Here is a 24,285-nt window from a genome sequence, read left to right as displayed (position 1 = left end):
GTTACACTTAATAGTCATACTCTCTCCTGAACATATTCATCCGGAATCCAAGGGAAACCATGGTGATGTTGCGTGTTAACAGGGGATCATCAGGAACATCATATTTGCGAACCATCAATGATGCGTCTATAAATAAATTTTCTGCAAGTTCATATCCAATCCATAAAGAGGCATTAACACCGGTAGCTTTCCTCCCTGTACCAATAGACCAGCCATAATCTGCTGGCCGGGTGTCATAAAGGCGAAATATATTGCTGCCAAAATTAATCCCTGCAGAATCAAGGCCCTGCCTCCAGGCAATCAGTTTCCCCTGGATGTTCCATTTTGGATGTGGCTGGTACCTGGCAATTCCAACAAACTCATGAAAATTCGCACCCAGTGGATGCGCCAATGGCTGGTTATAGTGGCTGTAATTAGACACTGAATCGTTGTGGGAATAGGTAAAAGGCCTGGCCATATTGAACTCGCCCTGAAGGTCCAGGTTCTTCACTCCAAATGCATCTATATACTTCCCACCTAGCTGTAACGCCCATTTATTTCCCCACCATCCCTGGCCTCCTTTTACTTCACTCAACTTGAATTCATCAAACAATACCTGTCCGTAAAACTGAAAGCGTTTAGCCACATTGGTCTTAAAATCAAATCCCACATTTGCATTGTCCTTGCTGCCATTCTGCTGCTCAATTGACCGCAGGAAGATAATTGGATTAAGATAGGAAAATTCAAAATGGTTCTCCCGGCCATAAATAATGGATTCAAACAGCCCGATATTCAGCCATCGGTTTGCCTGCCAGCTGAGGTGGTGCATGGCTGCATATTTTTTATCGAGTAACACACTGCCATTATTTATAGGTTCCTGGGGCGTTAACTCCATAAACAAATTCTGGTAATCCAGTTTCCATATTTTCGTATTGAGTTTGAGGAAAAGGTAATTGCTTGAAAAATCACTTAAAAAGAAACTACGGTATCCATCGCCAATAAAATTCTTATCGTAACCAAACTGCACATTAATATATTTGGTCACATTAAAATACACTGATCCCCTTGCATCAAAATAGTCGTAGGCCGTTTCCTTAAATGCTTTATAGAAACCGTTACCTGGAACAGCATGAAAAGTGTCTTCAAACTGTTTCACAAAATAGGGCGGCCTCTCCTGGTTATCAGTCAGGTAAAAATCAAACCCGATCTTATGGGCAATTAAGCCTCTCGCCGTAGCCCCCTTTGTATTCTGGAACATCTTTTCATCAGTGCCTGACTCCTTCCCGACCATGAACTGAAAAACAGGGTTAACTGTAAGGAAGAAATCCTTGACATCCACATGAACCAGGTCTGTCTTTGTTATATATAATGTTTTCAAAAAAGGCTTCCTGCTCTGGAAGGATTCTTTTGATCCGGTTACCCATTCTGAATTATTCATCAACGCGCTGTTGATATTATGTGCATCTGCCTTCGAAAATACAGCCGTGGTATCTAGCCGCTCGAGTACACCCACCCAGGATTTCCTGTCAAATGGCTTTAAATTCTGGAAAGACATGGCACTGTCCCTGAACCTGATCTCCAGCCTGTCCATCAGTGGCTGGTGTTTATATCCTTGCGGAAGAAGGGTTGATTGCGAAAAACCCACTACGGGTACCAATAAAGAGAGTATGTACAGCAGTCTTTTAATAACTTGCATAGGTTCGAATATTTAAAAGCTAATCAACAAATTATGCAAAAATACCTGATAAAGAATACCCAAATAGTAAACGAAGGAAAGGTTACCGCCGGCGATGTACTTATTTCGGGTGGCCGTATCAGTAAAATAAGCTCAGGGATCAATGTTTCAGGGGCGGTCAACGAGATTAATGGGGAAGGGCTTTTCCTTTTGCCTGGAGCTATAGATGACCAGGTCCATTTCAGGGAACCCGGACTCACACACAAAGCAACTATTTATACCGAATCAAAGGCTGCAGTTGCTGGCGGGGTAACCAGTTTTATGGAAATGCCCAATACGGTACCTCCGGTTTTTACACAGGAGCTGCTGGAACAAAAATACCAGATAGGTGCAGATACCTCATTGGCGAACTACTCTTTTTTCATGGGTACTTCCAATGAGAATACCACGGAAACGCTAAAAACCAATGACAAGAAAGAGTCTGTTTGTGGCATTAAAATTTTTATGGGGTCTTCCACCGGTGGATTATTGGTCGACAACCCTCTCTCACTTGAAAAAGTCTTCAGTGAATCCGAGGTCTTAATTGCCACCCATTGTGAAGACGAGAAGATCATAAAGCGGAACCTCGAACAAATGAAAGCTTCCGGAAGGCCGATAACAGCTGCAGATCACCCCATCATCAGGAACGAAGAAGCCTGCTTTGAATCCTCTTTTTATGCCATCCAGATGGCAAAGAAATTCAATACCAGGTTACATATCCTGCATATCAGCACAGAGCGCGAATTGCAATTATTCTCCAATTTGCTTCCCCTTGAAGACAAAAGGATTACAGCTGAAGTATGTGTACACCACCTTCACTTTACCAGTGATGACTATCCGCAATTAGGTAACCTGATAAAATGCAACCCCGCAATTAAAGCGCCTTCCAATAAAGAAGCGCTTTGGAAGGCATTGCTTGATAACCGGCTTGACATCATCGCCACAGATCATGCACCGCATACCTGGGCCGAAAAACAGGAAGAATACCTGCATGCCCACGCCGGACTTCCGCTTGTTCAGCATTCTCTGTTACTGATGCTCAAATATGTCCAGGATGGCCGCATCAGCCTGGAACAGGTAGTCGATAAAATGAGCCATAGTGTAGCCCGCTGCTTTAACATCAGGGAAAGGGGATTTATACGGGAAGGGTACCATGCAGACCTCGTATTGCTAAACAGGGACCAGGTTTCAACCGTAAATAAAAACAATATTTTGTATAAATGCGGCTGGAGCCCCCTTGAAGGCAGTTCGTTTCCTGCAGCCATTACCCATACATTTGTCAATGGCCACCTTGTTTATGCTAACGGGGAATTTGATGAAACAAGAAAAGGACAGCGCTTATTATTTAACCGCTAGTTTTATGAAATATGAGACAGCCTGCATCTTATTCTATTCCATTACGACCTAACTAGGCCATATACCAGAAAAATTGAAAAGCTATGGATATAGATAAGACCTCTCTACTTGACCTTTCTATTTTTCACCAGGAAGAGGAACATTCCATTTTCCACCACCTCAACTACACCCGAACTGCCGATGGGAAAGCCTGGCTTATGCATCTTTTCCGGGAGCCATTTAATGAATCCGGACCGATTTTGCAAACGCAGCAGATATTGAAAATCATTCTTAGTAACGTTGACCAATGGCCGATGACCATTACCAATGGCACTATTATGGTTATGGAGAAATTCTATGACGCGCAAATAGACCCAATACCTCATAGCCATAACCTCTTCAACGGATTTATTTATAAGCTTACTAATGGCCCCGATTTCGCCATGGTTAAATACAGCATAGGGCACTTTTCAGATTTTGTTAGGGGATTCCGGCAACTTATCGATCATTTATCGGCAAACCAAATCCCGGCAAATCTTAGGATCGTCCTGGAAAGATCCGCGCAATTATTAAAAGATCCGCATATAAGCGAACTCGCAAACCTGCCCGCCGGATACTCACTTACCCCGGTTCAGGTTGTTTACTTTGGGCATTTCCTGCACAACAGGTACAAAAACCAGACTCTTGAACTGATCCATTTATTTGCCCGACTCGACGCATGGTATAGTATGGCTGTGGCCATGAAAGAAAACAACCTTTGTTTTCCTGAGATTTCCGAAAGTGGGCAGCCATTTATCGAAGCAGAAGGATTATACCATATTCTCATACCTGCACCTGTATCGTACGATGTAACGCTCGATAAGCAACACAATTTCCTTTTTTTAACTGGTGCAAACATGGCAGGAAAAAGCACCTTTATCAGGTCAGTCGGTGCGGCAGTTTACCTCGCTCACCTGGGAATGGGTGTACCTGCGAAAAATATCAAATTATCACTTTTCGAAGGCATACTTAGTAATATTAACGTATCAGATAATATCATAAAAGGAGAGAGTTATTTTTTCAATGAAGTACAGCGTATTAAAAACACAATCCAAAAAATTAATGACGGCCATAAATGGCTGGTGCTTATTGACGAATTGTTTAAGGGCACTAATGTTCAGGATGCCATGAAATGTTCCCTTGCAGTAATTAAGGGACTGATCAAAATCAATAATTCCCTATTCATATTATCTACTCACTTATACGAAATCGGGGAGGAACTAAAATCCCATCCCAATATTATTTTCCGGTATTTTGAAACCGCCGTAAAAGACGACCAGCTTGAATTTGGCTACCATTTGAAAGAAGGTATCAGCAATGACCGGCTGGGCTATCTTATCCTGAAACGCGAAAAGGTGATAGACCTGCTCGAAAAATTATAAACCTGCCAAATCTGTTTATATGAGGTTCCTTTGCATGCTGGTTTGCTTATTATACTTTACAAACGCATGGACACAACCCGAACATTATTTCTACCATAATATTGATGTTCAGCATTACACATTTGCATTAAGAATCACCGACAGCAGCAATACTATTGAAGGGATCGCAGATATCGACCTTAGAAAAAAAACCGGCGCTAAAGAACTGGTATTCGACCTTGCGGGAAAAACTCCGGATGGTAAGGGCATGACTATTTCTTCAGTACTGCTGCAGGGGCATATATCCAATTTCAAACACGAGCTAAACCAGCTACACGTCCCGGATTCAAGTGAATATGACAAAGACAGCCTGTTACATCTTCAGGTATACTATTCCGGTATACCCGCAGATGGCCTGATCATCTCAACAAATAAATATGGTCACCGTACATTTTTCGGGGATAACTGGCCCAACCGGGCCCATCAATGGCTTCCGTGCAATGACCATCCTTCTGACAAAGCCACCGTTACTTTCAGGGTTTTGGCGCCTGATCATTACCAGGTTGTTTCAAATGGACTACAAACCGAAAGAACAAATAATGGAAATGGATATACGCTTACAGAATGGACGGAGAATTTTGCCATACCAACTAAAGTGATGGTAATCGGCCTTGCCGGTTTTTCTGTGGGCTATGCCGGCTCCGCTGGCTCTGTTCCTGTATACAGCTGGGTTTTCCCCGAAGACCACGTTAATGGTTTTTTTGACTATGGCCAGGCAACCAGCATATTGCCATTTTTTATGGATAAAGTCGGCCCTTACCCATTCGCTAAACTTGCCAATGTACAGTCCAAAACCATTTTTGGCGGTATGGAGAATGCAGGATGCATTTTTTATTATGAAAATTCAGTGAACGGTAAGCGCAGGGAAGAGCCTCTTCTGGCCCATGAAATCGCTCACCAGTGGTTCGGAAATAGCGCCACAGAAATTTCCTGGCAACATCTTTGGCTCAGCGAAGGGTTTGCAACTTATATGACCGATGCTTACATGGAAAAACAATATGGAACAGATACCCTTCAGGCCATGCTGAAAGAACAACGATTGAAAGTAATCAACTTCCATAAAGTATATCCCGGAAAACCTGTTATCGATAGCATGGAAAACAAACTCATGAACCTGTTAAATGCCAACAGTTACCAGAAAGGTGGTTGGGTTTTGCATATGCTTCGCAGGAATTTAGGGGATGACCAATTCTGGAATTCAATTTCCACTTATTATAGCAGGTTCGCCGGTAAAAATGCATCAACCGATGATTTCAGAAGCGTTTGCGAAGAAATTTCACATAAAGACCTGCGACTATTTTTTTACCAGTGGCTGCGTCAACCTGAAATTCCAGGTCTTTTTGTTAGCTGGAAAAGCAAGCCGAATGGCCAACTTGAAATTTACATCCGCCAAATGCAGGAATACATTTTGCAATTCCCCCTTGAAATAAGCATTAAATCAACAAATGGCATAATCAGCAAAACCTTCAATATTACCGGCCGGAAAAGCGTTTTCACATTACCGGTAGCAGATCCTGTAGTATTGCTCACAGTTGATCCCAATACGAACTTATTAGCCGAATGGACTGTAAAAAGGGTTAAATAACGCTTGATGCATAACCAGCCGGAACCTAATTTTCCCGGATGTTAGTTAAAACATTTGGAAGCGCAGTTTACGGCATTGAAGCAGTAACCATTTCTATTGAAATAAATGTAACACTCGGTGCAAGTACATTTGTGGTTGGCCTGCCCGATAACGCGGTTAAGGAAAGTATTTTACGGGTGGAAAGTGCAATCAAATCCAATGGGTTTTACATGCCCCGCACAAAAGTTATTATAAACCTGGCCCCTGCTGATATCAGAAAATCGGGTTCAGCATTTGATTTGCCTATTGCCATAGGGATCCTTGCCGCAACGGAGCAACTACTCAATGTCCAGGCATTGGCAGATTTTGTTTTAATGGGAGAACTGGGATTGGATGGTAATATCCTGCCTATAAAAGGGGCACTGCCAATTGCCATTAGCTGTCGTAAAGAAAAATTCAGGGGACTTATCCTGCCTATCCAAAATGCGCGGGAAGCCGCCATGGTGAACCAACTGCAGGTATTCGGCGTAAAGCACCTTAATGAAGTAATCAGTTGCCTGGAAAAGCCAGGACAGGCTACTGCAGTTGCTGTCCATACCAGGGAAGAATTCCTGGAAGCCCAATTACAGGCAGACTTCGACTTTTCTGAAGTAAAAGGCCAGGAACATATAAAAAGAGCTTTGGAAATCACTGCGGCCGGTGGACATAATGCGATTTTAATTGGCCCGCCCGGATCGGGAAAATCGATGTTGGCTAAAAGGTTACCCACCATCCTTCCACCACTTACACTGAACGAAGCATTGGAAACAACGCGTATACACAGCGTTGCAGGCAAATTACCTGAAAATACAACCCTTATCAGTAAACGCCCATTCAGGGCACCGCACCATACAATTAGTGATATGGCTCTTGTAGGTGGCGGAAGCCTTCCCCAACCAGGGGAAATATCACTTGCACATAACGGAGTTTTATTTTTGGATGAACTCCCTGAATTTAAAAGAACTGTACTCGAGGTTATGCGGCAACCCCTTGAAGAAAGGAAAATCACGATTTCAAGGGCTAAAACCGCCCTCGATTTCCCGGCTAGTTTTATGTTGCTCGCAGCTATGAACCCCTGCCCATGTGGCTATTACAACCATCCGGTAAAAAACTGTTCCTGCCCTCCCGGGGTAGTACAGAAATACCTGAATAAAATCTCAGGCCCATTATTGGACCGGATTGACCTCCATGTCGAAGTAACCCCGGTCGAGTTTAATGACCTTACAGGTATCCAACAACAGGAATGCTCAGCTGATATAAGGAAGCGCGTTATCGCTGCAAGACTAATCCAGGAAGCAAGGTTCAGTTCTTTCGCAGGCATCTATTGTAATGCACAAATGCACAACCGGCTATTGAAAGAAATCTGCCTGCTTACCCCATCTGGAAATCAATTGCTTAAAACAGCCATGGAAAAACTAAATCTTTCAGCAAGGGCCTATGAAAGAATCCTGAAAGTGGGCCGTACCATTGCCGACCTGGCTTCGAGCCAAAATATCCTTCCGGAACACATAGCAGAAGCCATTCAATACCGGAGCCTTGACAGGGAAGGATGGGCCGGCTAAACCCGAAAGGCAGGTTAGGAATTCAGTAGATTAGTTCAGCTCAAAAATAAAGGGCTAATTTTAGGATTATCTTTCTTTAATATGAAAATACTCCTGCAATACCTTAAACCTTATAAATGGCTGGTACTATTAACCCTGGTATTGGCTGCATTCAATACCGGCTTTTCCATGATCGATCCGATTATATTCGGTAAAATGATCAAGGTCGCCTTCAATTACAAACAGTATAAAGACGTTGGCAATTATTCAGGGTTCGTCAGGGCTGTTGGCTGGTTACTGCTGATGTCTATTTCTGTAGCAATGGTAAGCAGGATAGCAAAAGCCTTCCAGGACTACTTCTTTAACGTGGTAACCCAGAAATTTGGGGCGAGGGTGTTTACCGACGGACTGAAGCACGCCATGAAACTGCCATACCACGAATTCGAAGACCAGAGAAGCGGCGAAACACTTAGTATCCTCCAGAAAGTGGAAACAGATACTGAACGCTTTATTTCCAACTTTATCAATATACTTTTCGGGGTTATTATCGGAATATTATTTGTTGCTATTTATGCCTTTAATATCCATTGGAGCTTACCCATTGTTTATTTTGGCGGTATTATTTTGCTCACATTTATTACCAACCTGCTCAGCAAAAGAATAAAAGTCATACAGAAAAACATTGTTGCCCAAACCACTTCATTAGCTGGCACAACAACAGAGTCTTTGCGGAATATTGAATTAATCAAGAGTCTTGGCCTGACTAACCAGGAAGTGAACAGGCTGAATAAGAATACTTATAAAATACTCAGTCTTGAACTTACCAAGGTTAAACGCATTCGAAGCCTCAGTTTTGTCCAGGGAACTTTCGTGAATACCCTTCGCCAGGTAATACTCTTCCTTTTGATGTGGCTGATCTACCAGGAAAAAATGAAGCCTGAAGAAATGGTGACCATGCAATTTTTTTCCTTTTTTATTTTTGGACCCCTTCAGGAAATCGGCAATATTATTCTCTCCTACAGGGAAGCTGAAGCATCACTTAATAATTTCAAAACCCTGATGCAGAAAAAACCCGAACCAAGGCCCGACCATCCAAAACCAATTTCTGCAATTAGCCATTTGTCTTTTAATAGTGTAAGCTTCAAACACAAAACGGCCCAGCAATCTGCCATACACCAGATCAGCTTTGAAGTAAAAAAAGGAGAAACCATTGCCTTTGTTGGTCCATCAGGAGCAGGAAAAACAACACTGGTAAAGCTTTTAGTAGGACTATACCGCCCGCAACTTGGTCATATAGACTATAATGGGATAAACGAAGACGATATTGATTTTGATGAATTACGCACACAAATAGGATTCGTTACACAAGACACACAGTTATTTTCAGGCACCATAAAGGAAAACCTGTTGTTCGTCAATCCTGAAGCTACTGATGACGATGTGCTGGATGCATTGAATAAAGCCAGCTGCAATAACCTGCTATCAAGAGCAGAAAAGGGACTTGATACGATGATAGGGGAAGGTGGATTAAAACTGAGTGGTGGTGAAAAACAACGTTTATCGATCGCGAGATCCCTCCTCCGCCAACCCGATTTACTAATTTTCGATGAAGCTACTTCGGCACTGGATTCATTAACTGAAGAAGAAATCACAAGGACAATCCGCAATATTTCTGCAATAGGCGACCAGATTACCATCATGATTGCACACCGGCTGTCTACTATTATGCATGCCGACCGGATTTATGTGCTTGAAAAGGGTGAAATCGTGGAAACCGGCACTCACCAGGATTTACTGAGTGAAAAAGGACTTTATTATGCCATGTGGCGGCAACAGATTGGTGAAAGAAAATTGGTCAGCCAACCAGCTATAACTGAATCAATTTCCTGATTTCTGACTCAGCAGCAGGAAGTTGGTTCCTGGATTTCCCTTACAGGTGTGCGACCAGCGGAATCTGCAATTTGATATTAAAATTTCGCCCCATATTGTAAACCCCGGTTCTGCCAGTAGCCAAATTTTCAGCAGTATACTTCAAGCGGCTTAAATGGTTCTGGTAAGCAACATCACCAATATTCATAACATTAAGGAAAATTGTTGCACGGGTTTTCTTATTGGTCATTAGATCGGTACTGACGCCTGCATTTACCAATGCATAACCGGGCGTTCTTGTTTCTGTATTATACACATCAAAAATATTATTCTGCTGGAAAGTATTGTCTAACTGGACCCTAAGTGAAAGGTGGCTGAACAGTACTTCTTTTTTAAGCAGGTCTGCCCTTAATTCAGCTACCCAGTGTGCTGCGGGAATAAAGGGAATATTCCGGTTTCCCTCAATGCCTTCGGCAAAACGGCCACGCACATAGGAAAATGTATTTTCAAAATGCAACCAGTCAAGTGGGTGCGGATGGATATCTATTTCAAGTTCAAATCCGGCAAGTGCAGCATTGCGCTGGTCAAATTTAAAAGCTGTATTTCCATTAACGAGTGAGTCGCCACCCAATACTGACTCAAGTTTGGCATAATAGATATAATTGTTAATGCTATTAATAAAAAAACTTGCAGAGGCCGATATGTGTTCAGCATTATATTCTGCGCCAAGATCAGCCTGCCAGCTGGTTTCAGAGTGAAGTTGCGTGTTACCGTATTCGTAACGGTTTGTTCCTTCATGGGCCCCATTGGAAGAAAGCTCAGGTATACTTGGCGCCCTGAATCCCCGGGAAAGGTTTAATTTGAAAGTGGTTGATTTGGTTGCCAGGTAACTAATGCCCGCGCTGCCCGAGATATTGGAAAAGTCCTTACTGAATGATTCAAATTTTGTCACACCGTTTTCTGCATAAGCAGTAGTGTTGAGATGCCGGTTATCAAACCGGAGGCCGCCACTGAAAGTGAACTTATCCATCCTTTTCTGCAGGTACCCAAATAATCCCGCATCAAACATATGGTATTCGGGAATTAAGGCTTCTATTCCCTTATTTTCATTCTGTTGCAACAGGCCATTAAGTCCCAGGGCTGCTTTCCAGCCCTTCTTTTCTTTTAAATGGTATACGCCGGAATAAGTAACTGTCTGTAAATCAAAATACAATTGCTTTTCCTTCGGGTCATCCGGGTTCCCAAATTCTATTCTCTGGTTTCGTTGGTAACCTATGTTTACCGCCAGGTTATTCCCCCCCAATTGGAAATTATTATCAGAAGCAATTTTGAAATGCTTTATTTCCTGCATCGGAATATTAGGGTGTATGCTGTTATAATCACTTTCATCAGGTAATCCCTGTACACCACCCGGCAATAATTTTATAAACTGTCCGGCTTCATTCCTTTCTCCTTCAATGATACCCAGTTGCTGGTGAAAATTGCTTAATAGCAAATGGCTATAACCCCAGTTGCCATTATAGCCTATGTATCCCCCAAAATTCTGTTCATTGAAATTGGAATTAAAAACCGGCCCGTCATATTTATTCCGATAAGCAGCCGCAGCTTTTAATGATCCGTAAACATTCCAGTTCAACCCATTTTTATTACCCCCCAAATCAAGGTGAACAGACCTGAGTTTATTGTTGGTTTGGTAATTACTTAAAATCGAACCCTTCATTAATCCATCCTGCACAGGCACATTGGTTAAAATATTAATTACTCCTGCCATTGCATCACTGCCATACATCAACGAAGCCGGTCCTTTAAGTATCTCCACTTTTTGCACACTTTGTTCATCAATCTCAATCCCATGCTCATCGCCCCATTGCTGCCCTTCCTGCCTGACCCCATCGTTTAAAACAATTACCCTGTTATAGCCCATTCCCCGAATGACCGGTTTAGAAATTGCCGGTCCCGTAGACATTTGGGAAATGCCTGGTTTGCTGCTCAAAGCATCGATCAGGTTCGTAGATACCGATCGCAATAAGTCCTGCTTCTTCACCACCAAAACCGGTGTCGGATTACGGCGGGCCTGCGTGGCAGTGCTGATACCGGTTACCACAACCTGTTCATTCTCCACCACAGACGGTTGTAACTTAAAATCTTTTACAGCATCTGGCGTTACCATTACAAATTCAGAAACTGAAGCAAAACCCACATAGGATACTTCAACAAGGTGCTGCCCCTCTGATATATTTGTAATATGGTACCGGCCGGCCTCATTGGTAACACCCCCCGTTTTAAGGTCGGTTATCATTACAGTAGCACCTGCAAGCGGTTTTCCCGTTTGCGCATCCAATACAATTCCACTTAATGAGTTTTTTTGATTTTGTGCAGGTAAACTGAGCCAACCTAATAATAAGATCAATAGTGAATAAAACGACCTCGTCATAGTATATTTTTGAAACGCTGTTGCAAATATATAGACAGTCGTGGATGATTTACCACAACGCTGCAACTATTTTTCAAACTGGATTTCAAAGGAGGTTCCCTTACCTTCTTCACTACTAAAGGAAATAGTGCCGTTCAGCTCATTCACCAATCTTTTTACGATTGACAAACCCAACCCTGTTGATTCTTCACCAGCAGTTGGTCTCGGTGACAATTGGGCATACTTGGTAAAAAGTAGTTTCTTTTCACCATCCGGTATTCCTACCCCTTCATCTCTTACAGTAAGAATCACCCTATTTTCATTGCCGGTTACTTCAACCCATACTTTTTTTCCCGGGGGTGAAAACTTTATTGCATTTGATACCAGGTTATCGATTATTCTCTTAACAAGGTCCTGGTCGGTTAATAAGAAAATATTAGTATTTGCGTCAGGTCCGATTAATGTAATATTTTTTGATTCGGCTGTATGCTGGTGTTCCAGTACGACATGGGCAACAAATGCCCCCATATTAGTATCCTCAATCTCCAATTGCCTGGTACTGGTGCCCTGCTTTTCAATATCGAGGATATTCCTTATCAAACGTTCACCACTTTGTGCTGAATCGCGAATCTTACCAAGCGCCTTACGCTGGTCGTCTGATAAGGAACTGTCTTCGTTGATCAAATGGCTCCACATGGCAATACTTGCGAATGGCGTACTAAGGTCATGGGATACAATGCTGATCAACGAATTTTTTTCCTGGTTAAGCGCCGATAATTTTTCTTTTTGCTTACCAATAACCTGGTTAACTTCTTTTAGTTTCTGGTTTGCCTGCCAGTATACCAAAAGGAAAATACCAACTAATAACCCTATTAATACTGCCGCCGCTGTGAGGTAACTCAGGTAGCGATTCCTCAATTTTTCCTGGCCAACTTCAGCCAACAGGAGTTGATTTTGCTTTTCGCGGTCCTGTGCATGAAACCTTTCCTGCATTTCAGCAATGGTCCTGCTGGAAGCTTCATTTACAAGTGCGGTATCCAGTTTATACCAACGCCGTTGGAAATCCAGTGCCTTTTTATACTGGCCGAGCCTTTCATATAATTTTGCAATTAAAGCATAAGAATCTGCCTCTTTACTTTTAGAACCCAGTTTTTGGGCAATTTCCAAAGATCTCTGCGTATAGTATGTGGCTGAATCATACCGGGACAATTCAATAAAACAATCACCAATATTTAAATAATCGATCCATAAATCAGCCTGGCTATTTGTGGAATCATGCAATGCTTTATTTAACCTGAAATACTCAATAGCTTTAGAAAATTCTTTTTTCTTAAAGTAAACATTGCCGGTATTGTTATAAATAAATGGAAGGGTCTTCTGGTTATTGTGCTGCTTGCATAACTGCAAGGCAGCAGTCAGGTAATAAAGTGCACTATCGGGTTCGTTAAGGATATTATATATAGCCCCCATGTTACTATACCCGGAAATAATAGAAGAAATTTCCCCTCTCTTCCTGGTCAGTTTCAGGCATTCCATGTAAACCTCTTTAGCTTTTTCGGGTTGCTTTATTTCAGTGTAGGTAATGGCCAGGTCGCTTAATGCAGATATTTCGTATTCAGGATAGTGGCCCTCACGCGAAGCGGAAAGCGTGGATAAAAAGTAACGGATGGCATCATTATAATTTCCAGAAAGTTCGCTATGCAGGCCAAACAGCCGTTGAGATAAAATTTTGCCTTTCTTAAACCCGATTGCTGCTGATTGTTTTTCAATAAATTTGGCATTCCAGGAAATAGAGTCGAGTTTTTCCTCTGAAAAATTTACACTCCTGTCATATAATTGCTTAAGGTAGTTTGTATCTGCAACTTGTGCGGCAGCGTGCAAAACAGGGCAAAACACAATCAGTATGAGGAATAAATATTTCAATCAATCTATGAGATTATTCCTGATGGCGAATTTAACAAGGCCTACAGTATTCTGAACCCCCAGTTTTGCAATCAGGTTTTTTCTGTGTGTTTCTACCGTACTTACACTTAGGAATAATTTCTGCGCAATTTCAACATTACTGAACTCCTTGCATACAAGTTTCAATACTTCAATTTCGCGCTTTGATAGTATTTCACCCACTTGCTTATCTTCAACAGTAAGGGTGTTGCGAAAATCACCGTCACTTAAAATGTCAATTTCCTTGCTGAAATAAGTTCCGCCACCATCTACAATATTAATTGCATTCAATAACTCATCTACACTGGCATTCTTCAGTATATAGCCCTGGACCTGGTACTTAAGCAGCTTATGCACATATCTTGTTCCCCTAATCAGGGTTAGATAAATGATTTTTTGCCTGGGTCTCAGGGTCCTGATTTGTTTAATCAATTCTTCTTCCTCCATGTCGGGAAGATTAACATCCAATAACAAAACATCATCCGGGGACAAATCAGGCAAACTTGATAACAATTGTAAAGCAGTTGAACTTGTTCCGGTTACTTCTAAACTATCTTGTTTTTGCAATAGCAAGGAAAGTCCCTCTAAATACATTTCATGGTCATCAGTAATAAAAACCCTGGTCATACTACACATTTCTTTTTATTATTATTGTAATCCCCATTGATTCTATGAGGATTACAAAGAAATGATATTTTAATGTTTTCGCTTGACAAATTCCCAATAAAAAACGCCGTGAGGGATCACGGCGTTGAAAAATCACTTAAAATGGGGGCTATAAATTCTCAATAATCCCCGCAATTCCCTGACCACCACCAACACAGGCAGTTACCAACCCATATTTTTTGTTAAGCCTTTTCATATCCTGTGTAACCTGGATAGTCAGTTTGGCCCCTGTGCATCCCAAAGGATGGCCCAATGCAATGGCTCCCCCATTGATATTTACGGTTTCCGGATTCAATCCGGCTTCCCTGATCACAGCCAAAGCCTGCGAAGCAAAAGCCTCATTGAGTTCAACCAGGTCTATCTGTGACAAATTTAATCCAGCCTGCTTTAGGGCTTTTGGAATAGCGGCAACCGGCCCAATGCCCATGATACGGGGATGTACACCAGCACTTGCACAGCTTATTAGCCGGGCAATAGGCTTTAAGCCAAGTTCTTTTACCATTTTTTCACCCATAACCACAACAAAGGCAGCACCATCACTGGTTTGGGAAGAATTTCCGGCGGTAATTACTCCGCCTGCAGCGAATGCCGGTTTCAGTTTGGCCAACGCCTCAATACTGGTATCCGCTCTCGGACCTTCATCAGTATCAACGAGGTAGGTTTTTTTCTGCTTCTTACCCTTTGCATCTAAAGCAACCTGTTCAACACTAATGGGCAATATGCCGGATTTAAAATAACCGGATTGTATGGCATTCATTGCTTTCTGGTGCGACCGGAAGGAAAACTCATCCTGGGCTTCCCGGCTAATACCATATTCTTTTGCCACCGCCTCGGCTGTTAATCCCATATTCAGGTAATAATCCGGTGTTTCACTGGCAACGCTATATGCTGGAACTGTCTTCCAGCCTGAAGTTGGAACCAGGCTCATACTCTCTGTTCCCCCTGCTACAATACATTCAGCCTGTCCGCTCCTGATTTTTGCTGTCGCAATTGCAATAGTTTCCAAACCACTGGCACAATACCGGTTAACCGTCATCCCCGGAACATCAATTCCCAATGCCCTGACCGAAATCATACGGCCGATCTGCAAACCCTGCTCCGCTTCGGGAACTGCGTTTCCAACAATCAGGTCATCCACCCTGGACGGATCCAGTTGCGGTATGCTTGCCATTACCCCCCTGATCACATCAACTGCCAGGTCATCGGGACGTACAAAGCGGAATCCCCCTCTTTTTGACTTGGTAACTGCTGTGCGGTAACCCGCAACTATATAAGCTTCCTGCATAACCTTGATTTATTCAGTAAAAAATGAATCCTAAAATAAGTTGCATAGACAACTTTCTATGCCAAATTTAAGTGATCCGGCTGTTTCATAAAATATTTTTTTGTCAGGATGGGCTAAAGAGTTTTTTTTTGAGCATGTATTCATTGATAAGAAGTATTCTTTTTAAGTTTCCCACCGAACCCGTTCATTATTTCTCGATGAACTGCCTGCAGGCTGCATGCTCAGTGCCATTATTTAAGAAATGGATCAGCCGTAGTTTTTCAGCCCGCCACACTAAACCGGTTGAAGCTTTTGGTTTAAGGTATAAAAATGCTGTTGGCCTGGCGGCTGGTTTTGATAAAAATGCCCGCTGGCTGCGTGAATTAGAAGCACTCGGTTTTGGTTCCGTGGAAATAGGCACGGTAACACCGCAACCACAGGACGGAAATGATAAACCCCGGCTTTTCAGGCTGCCTAAAGACAGGGCGCTTATTAACAGGATGGGGTTCAATAATGAGGGGGTAAAAGTTGTGGCCGAAAGATTGCGACGCTGGAAAGCTGCACAGGCTGAACTTCCCGCTAACCAGGCAAGCCTCGTCATTGGTGGAAACATCGGGAAAAACAAAATCACCCCTAACGAAGATGCCTGGAAAGATTATGAAATCTGCTTCCGTGAATTGTTTGATGTGGTAGATTATTTTGTGGTAAATGTTAGTTCGCCGAATACCCCCGGATTAAGGGAATTGCAGGAAAAAGATGCTCTCTATAAAATTTTATCACACCTCCAGACGATTAACAGGCAGCAACCTAAACCAAAGCCACTGCTCCTTAAAATCGCACCAGATCTTACCAGCCCGCAAATAGATGATGTAATAGACCTGGCTATGGAAGTTCAGCTCGATGGATTGGTAGCAGCTAACACAACCATCAGCAGGGCAAACCTGGTAACTACAGCAAAACAACTGGAAGAAATCGGTGCCGGTGGACTTAGTGGCGCACCATTACGTAAACGTGCAACCGAAATCGTGGCATATATAACCGAAAGATCAAAAGGAACTATTCCGGTTATCGCCAGCGGTGGTATCTTTACCGCTGAAGACGCTCTTGAAAAGTTGCAGGCAGGTGCGGTTTTGGTACAGGTGTGGACAGGTTTTATTTATGTTGGCCCGGCTATTGCCAAAAAAATCTGTTCCGGCCTTTAATAATTTAACAGCCATTCTTTTAAGCACAGCGAAACATGGAATATTTATTCACCAGCGAAAGTATAATCAGTTTTATCGTTTTGGTAATACTTGAAATTGTACTGGGTATTGACAATGTGATTTTCGTTAGCATCATTCTTAATCGCCTGGATGATGAGCGGCAACAGAAAAAAGCACGCAGGTTCTGGATGGTCTCTGGTATTATAGTGCGTAGTTTATTATTAATGGGTTTGGGGTGGTTACTTTCTCAAAAAGGGAAATCTATTTTCTCTGTTTCTGATAAAGGTTTTGACCTTGCCAGCCTTGTAATGCTTTGCGGCGGATTATTCCTGATTTATAAATCAGTCAAGGAAATACACGCCAAACTGGAGGGGGAAGACCCTAATGAATCTGGCGAGTCCCAGGAAGGGACCTCATTACCCAAGGCATTGATACAGATTGTGATAATAGATGCCGTATTCTCCTTCGATAGCATCATTACCGCCGGTGGTACTGCCAAGCATGTTGAAATCATGATCGCCGCAGTTGTAATCGCAATGATCATTATGTTTTTATTCAGTCCGAAAATCGCCGGTTTCATCCACAAACATCCTACCCTGAAAATGCTTGCCTTATCTTTCCTTGTTATGATAGGGCTCAGCCTGGTCATTGAAGGTTGGGATAGCAAGGCCGCCCATGAGCTTCACCTCAAAAATTATATATATTTCGGAATGGCTTTTTCCTTTGGTGTTGAAGTGCTGAATATGGTTATGCGCAAAAGGACCAGGCCAAAACCTGTTGAACTCAGGGAGCCCAGCCTGGAAAAATCCGGTGCTTCAGGAAAGCATCCGGAACATTATAGCGACCGGGCGAAATAATCATCTAACACAAAGCAACGTCGCCCCTACCATGCCTGCGGTTTCAGTCCTCAGACGGTTATCACCCAGCATCACAGGTTCACATTGCAGTGCAAGGGCCTGTTGAATTTCTTCCGGCGTAAAATCACCTTCCGGGCCGATAAGCAACAGCTGCGCATTTTGTGCAGCACCCTGTTCTCTCAGGGATTTCCGTTCTTCGGGAAGGCAATGTGCAATCCATTTACGGCCAAAGCCCTTTTTATCTATCACGGTATTGAAAAGTTCTGGTTCATGCAGCCGGGGAAGCCAAACCTGCTGGCTTTGCAACATTGCACTAATTATTATTTGCTGCATTCTTTCAAACCGGAAATGCATTTTTTCTGTGCGGTGGCAAATTAAAGGAATGATTTCCGCTACCCCTATTTCTGTAGCTTTCTCAAGGAACCATTCCATCCGCGAAACATTTTTTACAGGAGAAATGGCAATTGTGACGAGCACATTATTACGGGCTTCAAATTGCTTTCCGGTCAATTTAACTGCACATTTTTTTTTATGCGGGGAAATTATCGCTGCAGTATAAAGATTCCCTTTGCCATCTGTTATATTAATTTCTTCGCCTTCTGCCATTCTTAAAACAGCAACTACATGCCTGGAATTGGCTTCGTCCAGGTGCAGTATGTCCTCATTTACAAGCTTGGGCAAATAAAAAAAGGGGAGCGCCATGCCTCAGAAGGGGGTTTCATCATCATCAAAGGACACATCATTCATACGGCTGCCGATCTGGCGATATCCATCATTACCTGGTGTGGCGCCTGTTGGGGCAATGGGTTTCCAGGATGGGCCTCCAGCCTGGCTATCACCGCCTTCTATACCATCATCCACAAATTTCTGGATATGCAATTGTGCCCGAAGTTTTATGGTCTCCAAAGAACCATTACGGTGTTTTGCAATCCGGATATGTGTTTCGCCTTTTACACTTTCACCATGCTCATTTGCATTAACATCATAATATTCCGGCCGGTATATAAACATTACCATATCAGCATCCTGCTCAATAGCACCTGATTCCCTGAGGTCACTTAATTGCGGCATCTTATTTCCTTCTTTACGGGTTTCCACAGCCCGGCTTAACTGTGATAGCGCAATAATGGGCACTTCCAGCTCCTTGGCCAGCTGCTTAAGCGAGCGCGAGATTTGGCTGATCTCCTGTTCCCGGTTGGTATTTCCACCTGCACCGCTCATGAGCTGCAGGTAATCTATGATGATCAAACCCAGGTCATGCTTATTTTTTAAACGGCGGCATTTGGCCCTTAATTCAAAAATATTGAGGGCGGCCGTATCATCAATAAAAATTTTGGCCTCGGAAAGACGCTGGATGCCTTTTGCATACAACTGTTTCATTTCATATTCTTCCAGCTTACCCCGGCTGATCTTTTCTAGCCATATTTCACTTTCTGCAGAAAGTATCCGCTGCACCAATTGCCCGGCACTCATTTCAAGGCTGAACAATGCCACCGCCGTAGGACGGACAGGACTCAAAGCTGCATTACGTGCCAGGTTCAGTGCAAATGCAGTTTTACCTACCGCAGGACGTGCTGCAAGGATTATCAGGTCGGTTTTCTGCCATCCATAGGTCACTTTATCAATACTCGGGAACCCGGAAGGCACACCCGAAATATCTTCTTTCTGGTTACGGAGGTCCTCAATCCGCTGGACGGCCTTGACTAACACAGAATCAATTGAATTATAATCTTTCCGAAGGTGATTATTGGTAATTTCAAATAGTTTGCTCTCCGCAGTATCCAGCAAATCAAAAACATCCGTAGAATCCTCGTATGCATCACTTATTACCTCACCACTGATCCTGATTAACTCCCGCTGGATGAATTTTTGAAGGATAATCCTGGCATGCGCGTCAATATTGGCTGAAGAAACTACGGTATTGGTCAGCTTGGTTACATAATACGGCCCTCCCACCAGTTCCAGTTCTTCCTTTTTCCGCAACTCTTCTACAACAGTAAGGATATCAATTGGCTGGTTTTTTTGGGTAAGAGCCTGCATTGCCTTGAATATCCGCTGGTTAGCATCTACATAAAAGCATTCCGGCTTAAGTATTTCTAGCACGGTATCAAAAGCGCTTTTCTCGAGCATAATGGCACCTAAAACAGCTTCCTCCAGGTCTTTTGCCTGGGGGGGCACTTTGCCATAAACCATCGTACTGAGATCAAGCGAACCTTTTCGCCTGGCTTTTCGGTCTTTATTGATATTTGTCAGGTCCATTTATAGTGTACAAAGGGGCTTCAAGGTGATTCAATGCCTTCCCGGGTGCGCTTTCCTGATGTTACTATTAGTTTAAGAAATCATGAAAAAGGTGTTAACACCCTAAGTCGGGACGGCGAATATATACCCCCCCCTTTCTATTTAAAAAATTTTTTATCCCGTTTAGTTATGCTTAAGTAATGCAGAAGGTTACCCACAGATTTTATATTGTTTTCCACATAATCCCATAGGCTTTCCACAATTTAAAAAAGTTTTCCTTGGAATTGCAAAGGAAATTCACACAGGTTGTGTACAAAGATAATGATCTTGATTTTTGGTGGGTAACTGCATACTACAGGATGGGGTTTTATGCATTTCGGCAGGTTTCTGAATGATGACCGACTTACTAAAATCCTTTCCTGCAAGGCCTTCTGGGAAAATCGCTTTTTTCCCTTTACCGCCATTATTCAATACCAGCATGATTTTGAATAGGCCTTTGCAATACCGTTAAAACACCTTTTTTTTCACAATAGCCTGTTTCACTATTGTTTCACGGCAAGGCAGACTTTCATAAATGTGCCCTTTCAGCCACTTCATTATCATTATGACAACTATTGCACCTTTTTACCAGCAGCTGATATCCCTTTACTGCGGCAAGGCTATCCCTTGATTTGATGCTTTTCAGTAGTTCCCCAACTGTTTTATCAAGTTTTACAGCATAATATTCGCTGAATGGCTTATTCAGCCGCTGGTGTTTGGGAAAGTCATCTGACAATTTCGAGAAAACACTGTCCATGGAAACCGTCATTTCATACGCCGATTGCCAATCACCAGCAGCAATGTCTGTTCCAATGGACCCCTGAAGTATAGCCAAAACATCCATTTGTTCACTCAGGTCCTTAAATGGCGTTTGTTCTGCTATATCTCTTCCGCATGCAGTAATACCCCCTAAAATGATTAACAAAGTGACCCGCATCAGCATAATGCACAATTTATTGTTCACAAATCTAGTACAACAATCAAATTTTCAGGCCGGTAAAGGGCATAATCAAGGTCATGCCTGCACAAACTGTTATATTTGCCCTTTAAATAAATCCGGGTTGCAATTTCCGGGTCAACCATTTATATACAATTAATTCGAATACGTTTCATGACCATCTCGTACAATTGGCTTTGCGAATATTTACCGGTTACCGTAGAACCTGACCGCCTGTCCAGGATCCTTACAGCTATTGGGTTGGAAGTTGAAAATATGGAACCTTATGAATCGCTGAAAGGCAGCCTTAAAGGTCTGGTTATCGGGGAAGTACTAACCTGTGAACCCCATCCTAACGCAGATAAATTAAAAATAACTACAGTTGATATAGGTTCGGGAAATCCACTGCAAATTGTGTGCGGGGCGCCAAATGTGGCAGCCGGACAAAAAGTTGTCGTTGCACCGGTGGGTAGTACTATCTACCCCATATCCGGAGAACCTGTTACTATGAAGCTTGCAAAAATCAGGGGAGTGGAAAGCCAGGGCATGATATGTGCTGAAGACGAAATTGGATTGAGTAAAGATCATGCCGGTATCATGATTTTACCTGCCAAACTGAAACCCGGAACTCCTGCAGCCAGCCATTTCCTCCCGTATACAGATACGATTTTCGAAATAGGCCTTACGCCAAACAGGATGGATGCCATGAGCCATATGGGTGTTGCCCGCGATGTTTGCGCCTACCTGACACACCACGATAAAAAAGAATTACGCATCAAATCGCCTTCCGTTAACGCATTCAAAGTGCAGGACCAGGCATTATCCATCACTGTTAGTATAAAAGATGAAGTGGCCTGCCAGCGCTACGCGGGAGTTAGTTTAACCGGGGTAACCATTGGTGATTCCCCGCAATGGCTGAAAGACCGCCTGCAATCCGTAGGCGTTCGGCCTATTAACAATATTGTTGACATTACCAATTTCGTATTGCTTGAAACGGGGCAACCGCTGCACGCTTTCGATGCAGATGCTATTACAGGCAAACAGGTCATCGTACAAACCCTTCCCGATCAAACTGGTTTTATAACGCTCGATGAAAAAGAAAGGAAATTAAGCCAGGAAGACCTGATGATTTGTAATGCAGAAAGCGGTATGTGCATAGCAGGCGTATTTGGCGGCTTGCATAGCGGCGTTACTGCAAACACCAAAAATATTTTCCTTGAAAGCGCCTGGTTCAATCCCGCATCCATCCGTAAAACATCTTTCAGGCATGGCTTGCGCACCGATGCTGCTACCAGGTTTGAAAAAGGCGTTGATATTTCCCAAACGGTCCCGGTTCTGAAACGCGCAGCGCTGCTTATTAAAGACCTGGCAGGAGGTACAATTTCATCAGATATCGTTGATGTATACCCGAATCCAGCAGTGAAAAAGCAGGTGGCAATAAAGTACCACTATCTTAAAAAACTGAGTGGCAAAAATTACCATCCCGACACCGTTAAAAAGATTTTAGAAGCCCTTGGCTTTGAAATCCTGAAAGATGGTATTGATGAACTATGGGTTTCCGTTCCCTTCAGCAAACCAGATATTTCGATACCGGCAGATATCGTTGAGGAAATTCTGCGGATTGATGGACTGGATAATGTTACAATACCACAGGCGATCACAATTACGCCTTCTGTAGAAGATGACCAGGATGGCAAATTGCGCGAAAAAATCGCACAGTACCTCGCCGGCTCCGGCTTCAGGGAGATTTTAACCAATTCTATCACCAATAGTGCCTGGTTTACAGAAGACCAATTGTCAGGTTCCGTAAAAATGCTAAACAACCTTAGCGTTGAACTGGATGTACTGAGACCGGCAATGCTGGAAACCGGGTTATCGGTTGTTGCATATAACCTTAACCGTAAGAATACGGATTTGCAGTTTTTTGAATGGGGTAAAACCTATCAACAAAAAAACATTGGCAATTACCTGGAACTTCCACATTGCTGCATTTACCTTACCGGAACAATTACCCCGGCTTCCTGGCGCAGTAAAGGGAATGCTGCAGATTTGTTTGCGCTGAAAGGGGTCATTGAAAAAATCGCATCCGCTGCCGGGCTTGCCCAGCTTAGCTGGGAAGAGGGTTCAGCTCCCGGCCTTCAGCATTGTTTATTGATTAAAGCAGGGAAAGACCTAATTGGCATCGCCGGCCAGGTCTCCAAAACAAAGGCGGCACAGTTTGACATCCGGCAACCTGTTTTTTTTGCTGACCTGAATTGGCAACAGGTATTAACCCTTGCCACCCGAAATACCATTAGTTTCAAGGAACTTCCCCGCCAATTGCCTGTTCAACGCGACCTGGCGATGCTGGTTCCACGCGAACTGCCCTATGGGGCTATTGAATCAGCTGTTAAAAAAGCCACTATTTCTAAACTTAAAAAACTATCCCTTTTTGATCTTTTTGAAAGTGATAAATTAGGAGCAGGAAAAAAATCGGTTGCCGTAAGCTTTACCTTTCTTGATGAAGAGAAAACTATGACAGATAAAGAGATCGATGGTATGATGCATCGCATTATGCAGTCACTCGAAAAAGAAGTTGGAGCCGAAATAAGGAAATAAAATATTGGTCAGAACCAGGTGCTATCGCTTTAATTGAATTACATGGAAGAAATGCTGCAACATATCAGGCGGATACAGGAGAAACTACAAAGCCTGCAGAAGCAATACCAGCAGCTAGCCCGTGAAAATGATCGGTTAACCCAGGACCTTAAAAGTAACCAGGAAAAAGACCGGTTGCAACAGCACAGGATAGTTGAACTGGAAAAACAACTGGAACTGAGCAAAGCAATCCGCTCCGACATGACAGAAAATGACAGGCAGGCCCTGGATAAAAGAATTAATCAATACCTGCGGGAAATTGATAAATGCATTGCATTATTGAATGAATAAAAATGACTGACACTTTAATACCTGTAAATATTGTTATCGGCGACCGTACTTACCGGATCAAGATTCGCCCGGATGATGAAGAGGCGGTTAGGAATACCATGAAAGTGATCAACGACAAAGTCATTGAATTCAAGACCAGGTTTTCGGCAAAAGATATGCAGGACTATATCGCCATGGTACTGGTTTGGTATGCCACAGAACAAAGCCAGCATACAAAAAACAGCCTTGTAACACAGGATTTAATTGAAAAACTTACCCAAATTGAAAATTTAATAGACAAAATGGCCTGACCTTCCTGC

18 protein-coding genes are annotated in these 24,285 nt (G+C 42.9%); 10 read left to right on the top strand and 8 right to left on the bottom strand.

Annotated features, from left to right (window positions below):
* Window positions 1-7 precede the first annotated feature (7 nt).
* Entirely contained in the window at window positions 8-1,675 is a 1,668-nt protein-coding gene (locus LAQ65_RS13845) for a hypothetical protein (protein WP_224117568.1), read from the bottom strand.
* A 33-nt stretch (window positions 1,676-1,708) separates the two neighbouring features.
* Here LAQ65_RS13845 and LAQ65_RS13840 point away from each other — a divergent pair, with 33 nt between their 5' ends.
* The 5 genes from LAQ65_RS13840 to LAQ65_RS13820 all read left to right on the top strand — a co-directional run bounded on the left by LAQ65_RS13840 (window position 1,709) and on the right by LAQ65_RS13820 (window position 9,522).
* Window positions 1,709-3,049, top strand: coding sequence for a dihydroorotase (locus LAQ65_RS13840; protein WP_224117567.1), 1,341 nt, complete (start codon window positions 1,709-1,711; stop codon window positions 3,047-3,049).
* Window positions 3,050-3,132: 83 nt separating this feature from the next.
* The gene (locus tag LAQ65_RS13835) at window positions 3,133-4,449 is read left to right on the top strand and encodes a MutS-related protein (RefSeq protein WP_224117566.1); all 1,317 of its coding nucleotides are present in this window, start codon (window positions 3,133-3,135) and stop codon (window positions 4,447-4,449) included.
* 19 nt (window positions 4,450-4,468) lie between these two features.
* Entirely contained in the window at window positions 4,469-6,073 is a 1,605-nt protein-coding gene (locus LAQ65_RS13830; protein WP_224117565.1) for a M1 family metallopeptidase, read from the top strand.
* A gap of 38 nt (window positions 6,074-6,111) precedes the next feature.
* Window positions 6,112-7,653 (top strand): YifB family Mg chelatase-like AAA ATPase, encoded by a 1,542-nt coding sequence (locus LAQ65_RS13825; protein WP_224117564.1) that lies wholly within the window; start codon window positions 6,112-6,114, stop codon window positions 7,651-7,653.
* An 81-nt stretch (window positions 7,654-7,734) separates the two neighbouring features.
* Entirely contained in the window at window positions 7,735-9,522 is a 1,788-nt protein-coding gene (locus tag LAQ65_RS13820) for an ABC transporter ATP-binding protein (RefSeq protein ID WP_224117563.1), read from the top strand.
* Between the two features lie 40 nt (window positions 9,523-9,562).
* Here the strand turns inward: LAQ65_RS13820 and LAQ65_RS13815 are convergent, their stop codons facing one another.
* The 4 genes from LAQ65_RS13815 to LAQ65_RS13800 form a co-directional block, all read right to left on the bottom strand.
* Window positions 9,563-11,935, bottom strand: coding sequence for a TonB-dependent receptor (locus LAQ65_RS13815; protein WP_224117562.1), 2,373 nt, complete (start codon window positions 11,933-11,935; stop codon window positions 9,563-9,565).
* Between the two features lie 66 nt (window positions 11,936-12,001).
* On the bottom strand, window positions 12,002-13,837 hold the full coding sequence (locus LAQ65_RS13810) for a tetratricopeptide repeat-containing sensor histidine kinase (protein WP_224117561.1): 1,836 nt from the start codon (window positions 13,835-13,837) through the stop codon (window positions 12,002-12,004).
* Complete coding sequence (locus tag LAQ65_RS13805) at window positions 13,838-14,482, bottom strand: LuxR C-terminal-related transcriptional regulator (protein WP_224117560.1); 645 nt, start codon at window positions 14,480-14,482, stop codon at window positions 13,838-13,840. It lies immediately after the preceding gene.
* Window positions 14,483-14,630: 148 nt separating this feature from the next.
* Entirely contained in the window at window positions 14,631-15,806 is a 1,176-nt protein-coding gene (locus LAQ65_RS13800; RefSeq protein ID WP_224117559.1) for a thiolase family protein, read from the bottom strand.
* Between the two features lie 134 nt (window positions 15,807-15,940).
* Here LAQ65_RS13800 and LAQ65_RS13795 point away from each other — a divergent pair, with 134 nt between their 5' ends.
* Both LAQ65_RS13795 and LAQ65_RS13790 read left to right on the top strand, forming a co-directional pair.
* Window positions 15,941-16,987, top strand: coding sequence for a quinone-dependent dihydroorotate dehydrogenase (locus LAQ65_RS13795; protein ID WP_224117558.1), 1,047 nt, complete (start codon window positions 15,941-15,943; stop codon window positions 16,985-16,987).
* 35 nt (window positions 16,988-17,022) lie between these two features.
* Window positions 17,023-17,844, top strand: a complete 822-nt coding sequence (locus tag LAQ65_RS13790; protein ID WP_224117557.1) for a TerC family protein — start codon at window positions 17,023-17,025, stop codon at window positions 17,842-17,844.
* Here the strand turns inward: LAQ65_RS13790 and LAQ65_RS13785 are convergent, their stop codons facing one another.
* The 3 genes from LAQ65_RS13785 to LAQ65_RS13775 all read right to left on the bottom strand — a co-directional run bounded on the left by LAQ65_RS13785 (window position 17,845) and on the right by LAQ65_RS13775 (window position 21,064).
* Complete coding sequence (locus tag LAQ65_RS13785; protein ID WP_224117556.1) at window positions 17,845-18,546, bottom strand: RsmE family RNA methyltransferase; 702 nt, start codon at window positions 18,544-18,546, stop codon at window positions 17,845-17,847.
* A gap of 3 nt (window positions 18,547-18,549) precedes the next feature.
* Window positions 18,550-20,103 carry a replicative DNA helicase gene (gene dnaB / locus LAQ65_RS13780; protein WP_224117555.1) on the bottom strand — a complete coding sequence of 518 codons (1,554 nt, stop codon included), beginning with the start codon at window positions 20,101-20,103 and terminating at the stop codon, window positions 18,550-18,552.
* A 547-nt stretch (window positions 20,104-20,650) separates the two neighbouring features.
* Window positions 20,651-21,064 (bottom strand): hypothetical protein, encoded by a 414-nt coding sequence (locus tag LAQ65_RS13775; RefSeq protein WP_224117554.1) that lies wholly within the window; start codon window positions 21,062-21,064, stop codon window positions 20,651-20,653.
* Window positions 21,065-21,232: 168 nt separating this feature from the next.
* On the opposite strand from LAQ65_RS13775, the gene pheT reads away from it, so the two are divergent.
* The 3 genes from pheT to LAQ65_RS13760 are packed head-to-tail and all read left to right on the top strand — an operon-like array spanning window position 21,233 to window position 24,276.
* Window positions 21,233-23,656, top strand: a complete 2,424-nt coding sequence (pheT, locus tag LAQ65_RS13770) for a phenylalanine--tRNA ligase subunit beta (protein ID WP_224117553.1) — start codon at window positions 21,233-21,235, stop codon at window positions 23,654-23,656.
* Window positions 23,657-23,698: 42 nt separating this feature from the next.
* Window positions 23,699-23,986 (top strand): hypothetical protein, encoded by a 288-nt coding sequence (locus tag LAQ65_RS13765; RefSeq protein WP_224117552.1) that lies wholly within the window; start codon window positions 23,699-23,701, stop codon window positions 23,984-23,986.
* A gap of 2 nt (window positions 23,987-23,988) precedes the next feature.
* Window positions 23,989-24,276 (top strand): cell division protein ZapA, encoded by a 288-nt coding sequence (locus tag LAQ65_RS13760; RefSeq protein ID WP_224117551.1) that lies wholly within the window; start codon window positions 23,989-23,991, stop codon window positions 24,274-24,276.
* Window positions 24,277-24,285 lie beyond the last annotated feature (9 nt).

Source organism: Flavihumibacter profundi, from assembly GCF_020076305.1.
Taxonomy (GTDB): domain Bacteria; phylum Bacteroidota; class Bacteroidia; order Chitinophagales; family Chitinophagaceae; genus Flavihumibacter; species Flavihumibacter profundi.
The sequence above is the reverse complement of the archived record's forward strand: the minus strand, read 5'-3'. Positions and strand labels throughout refer to the sequence as shown.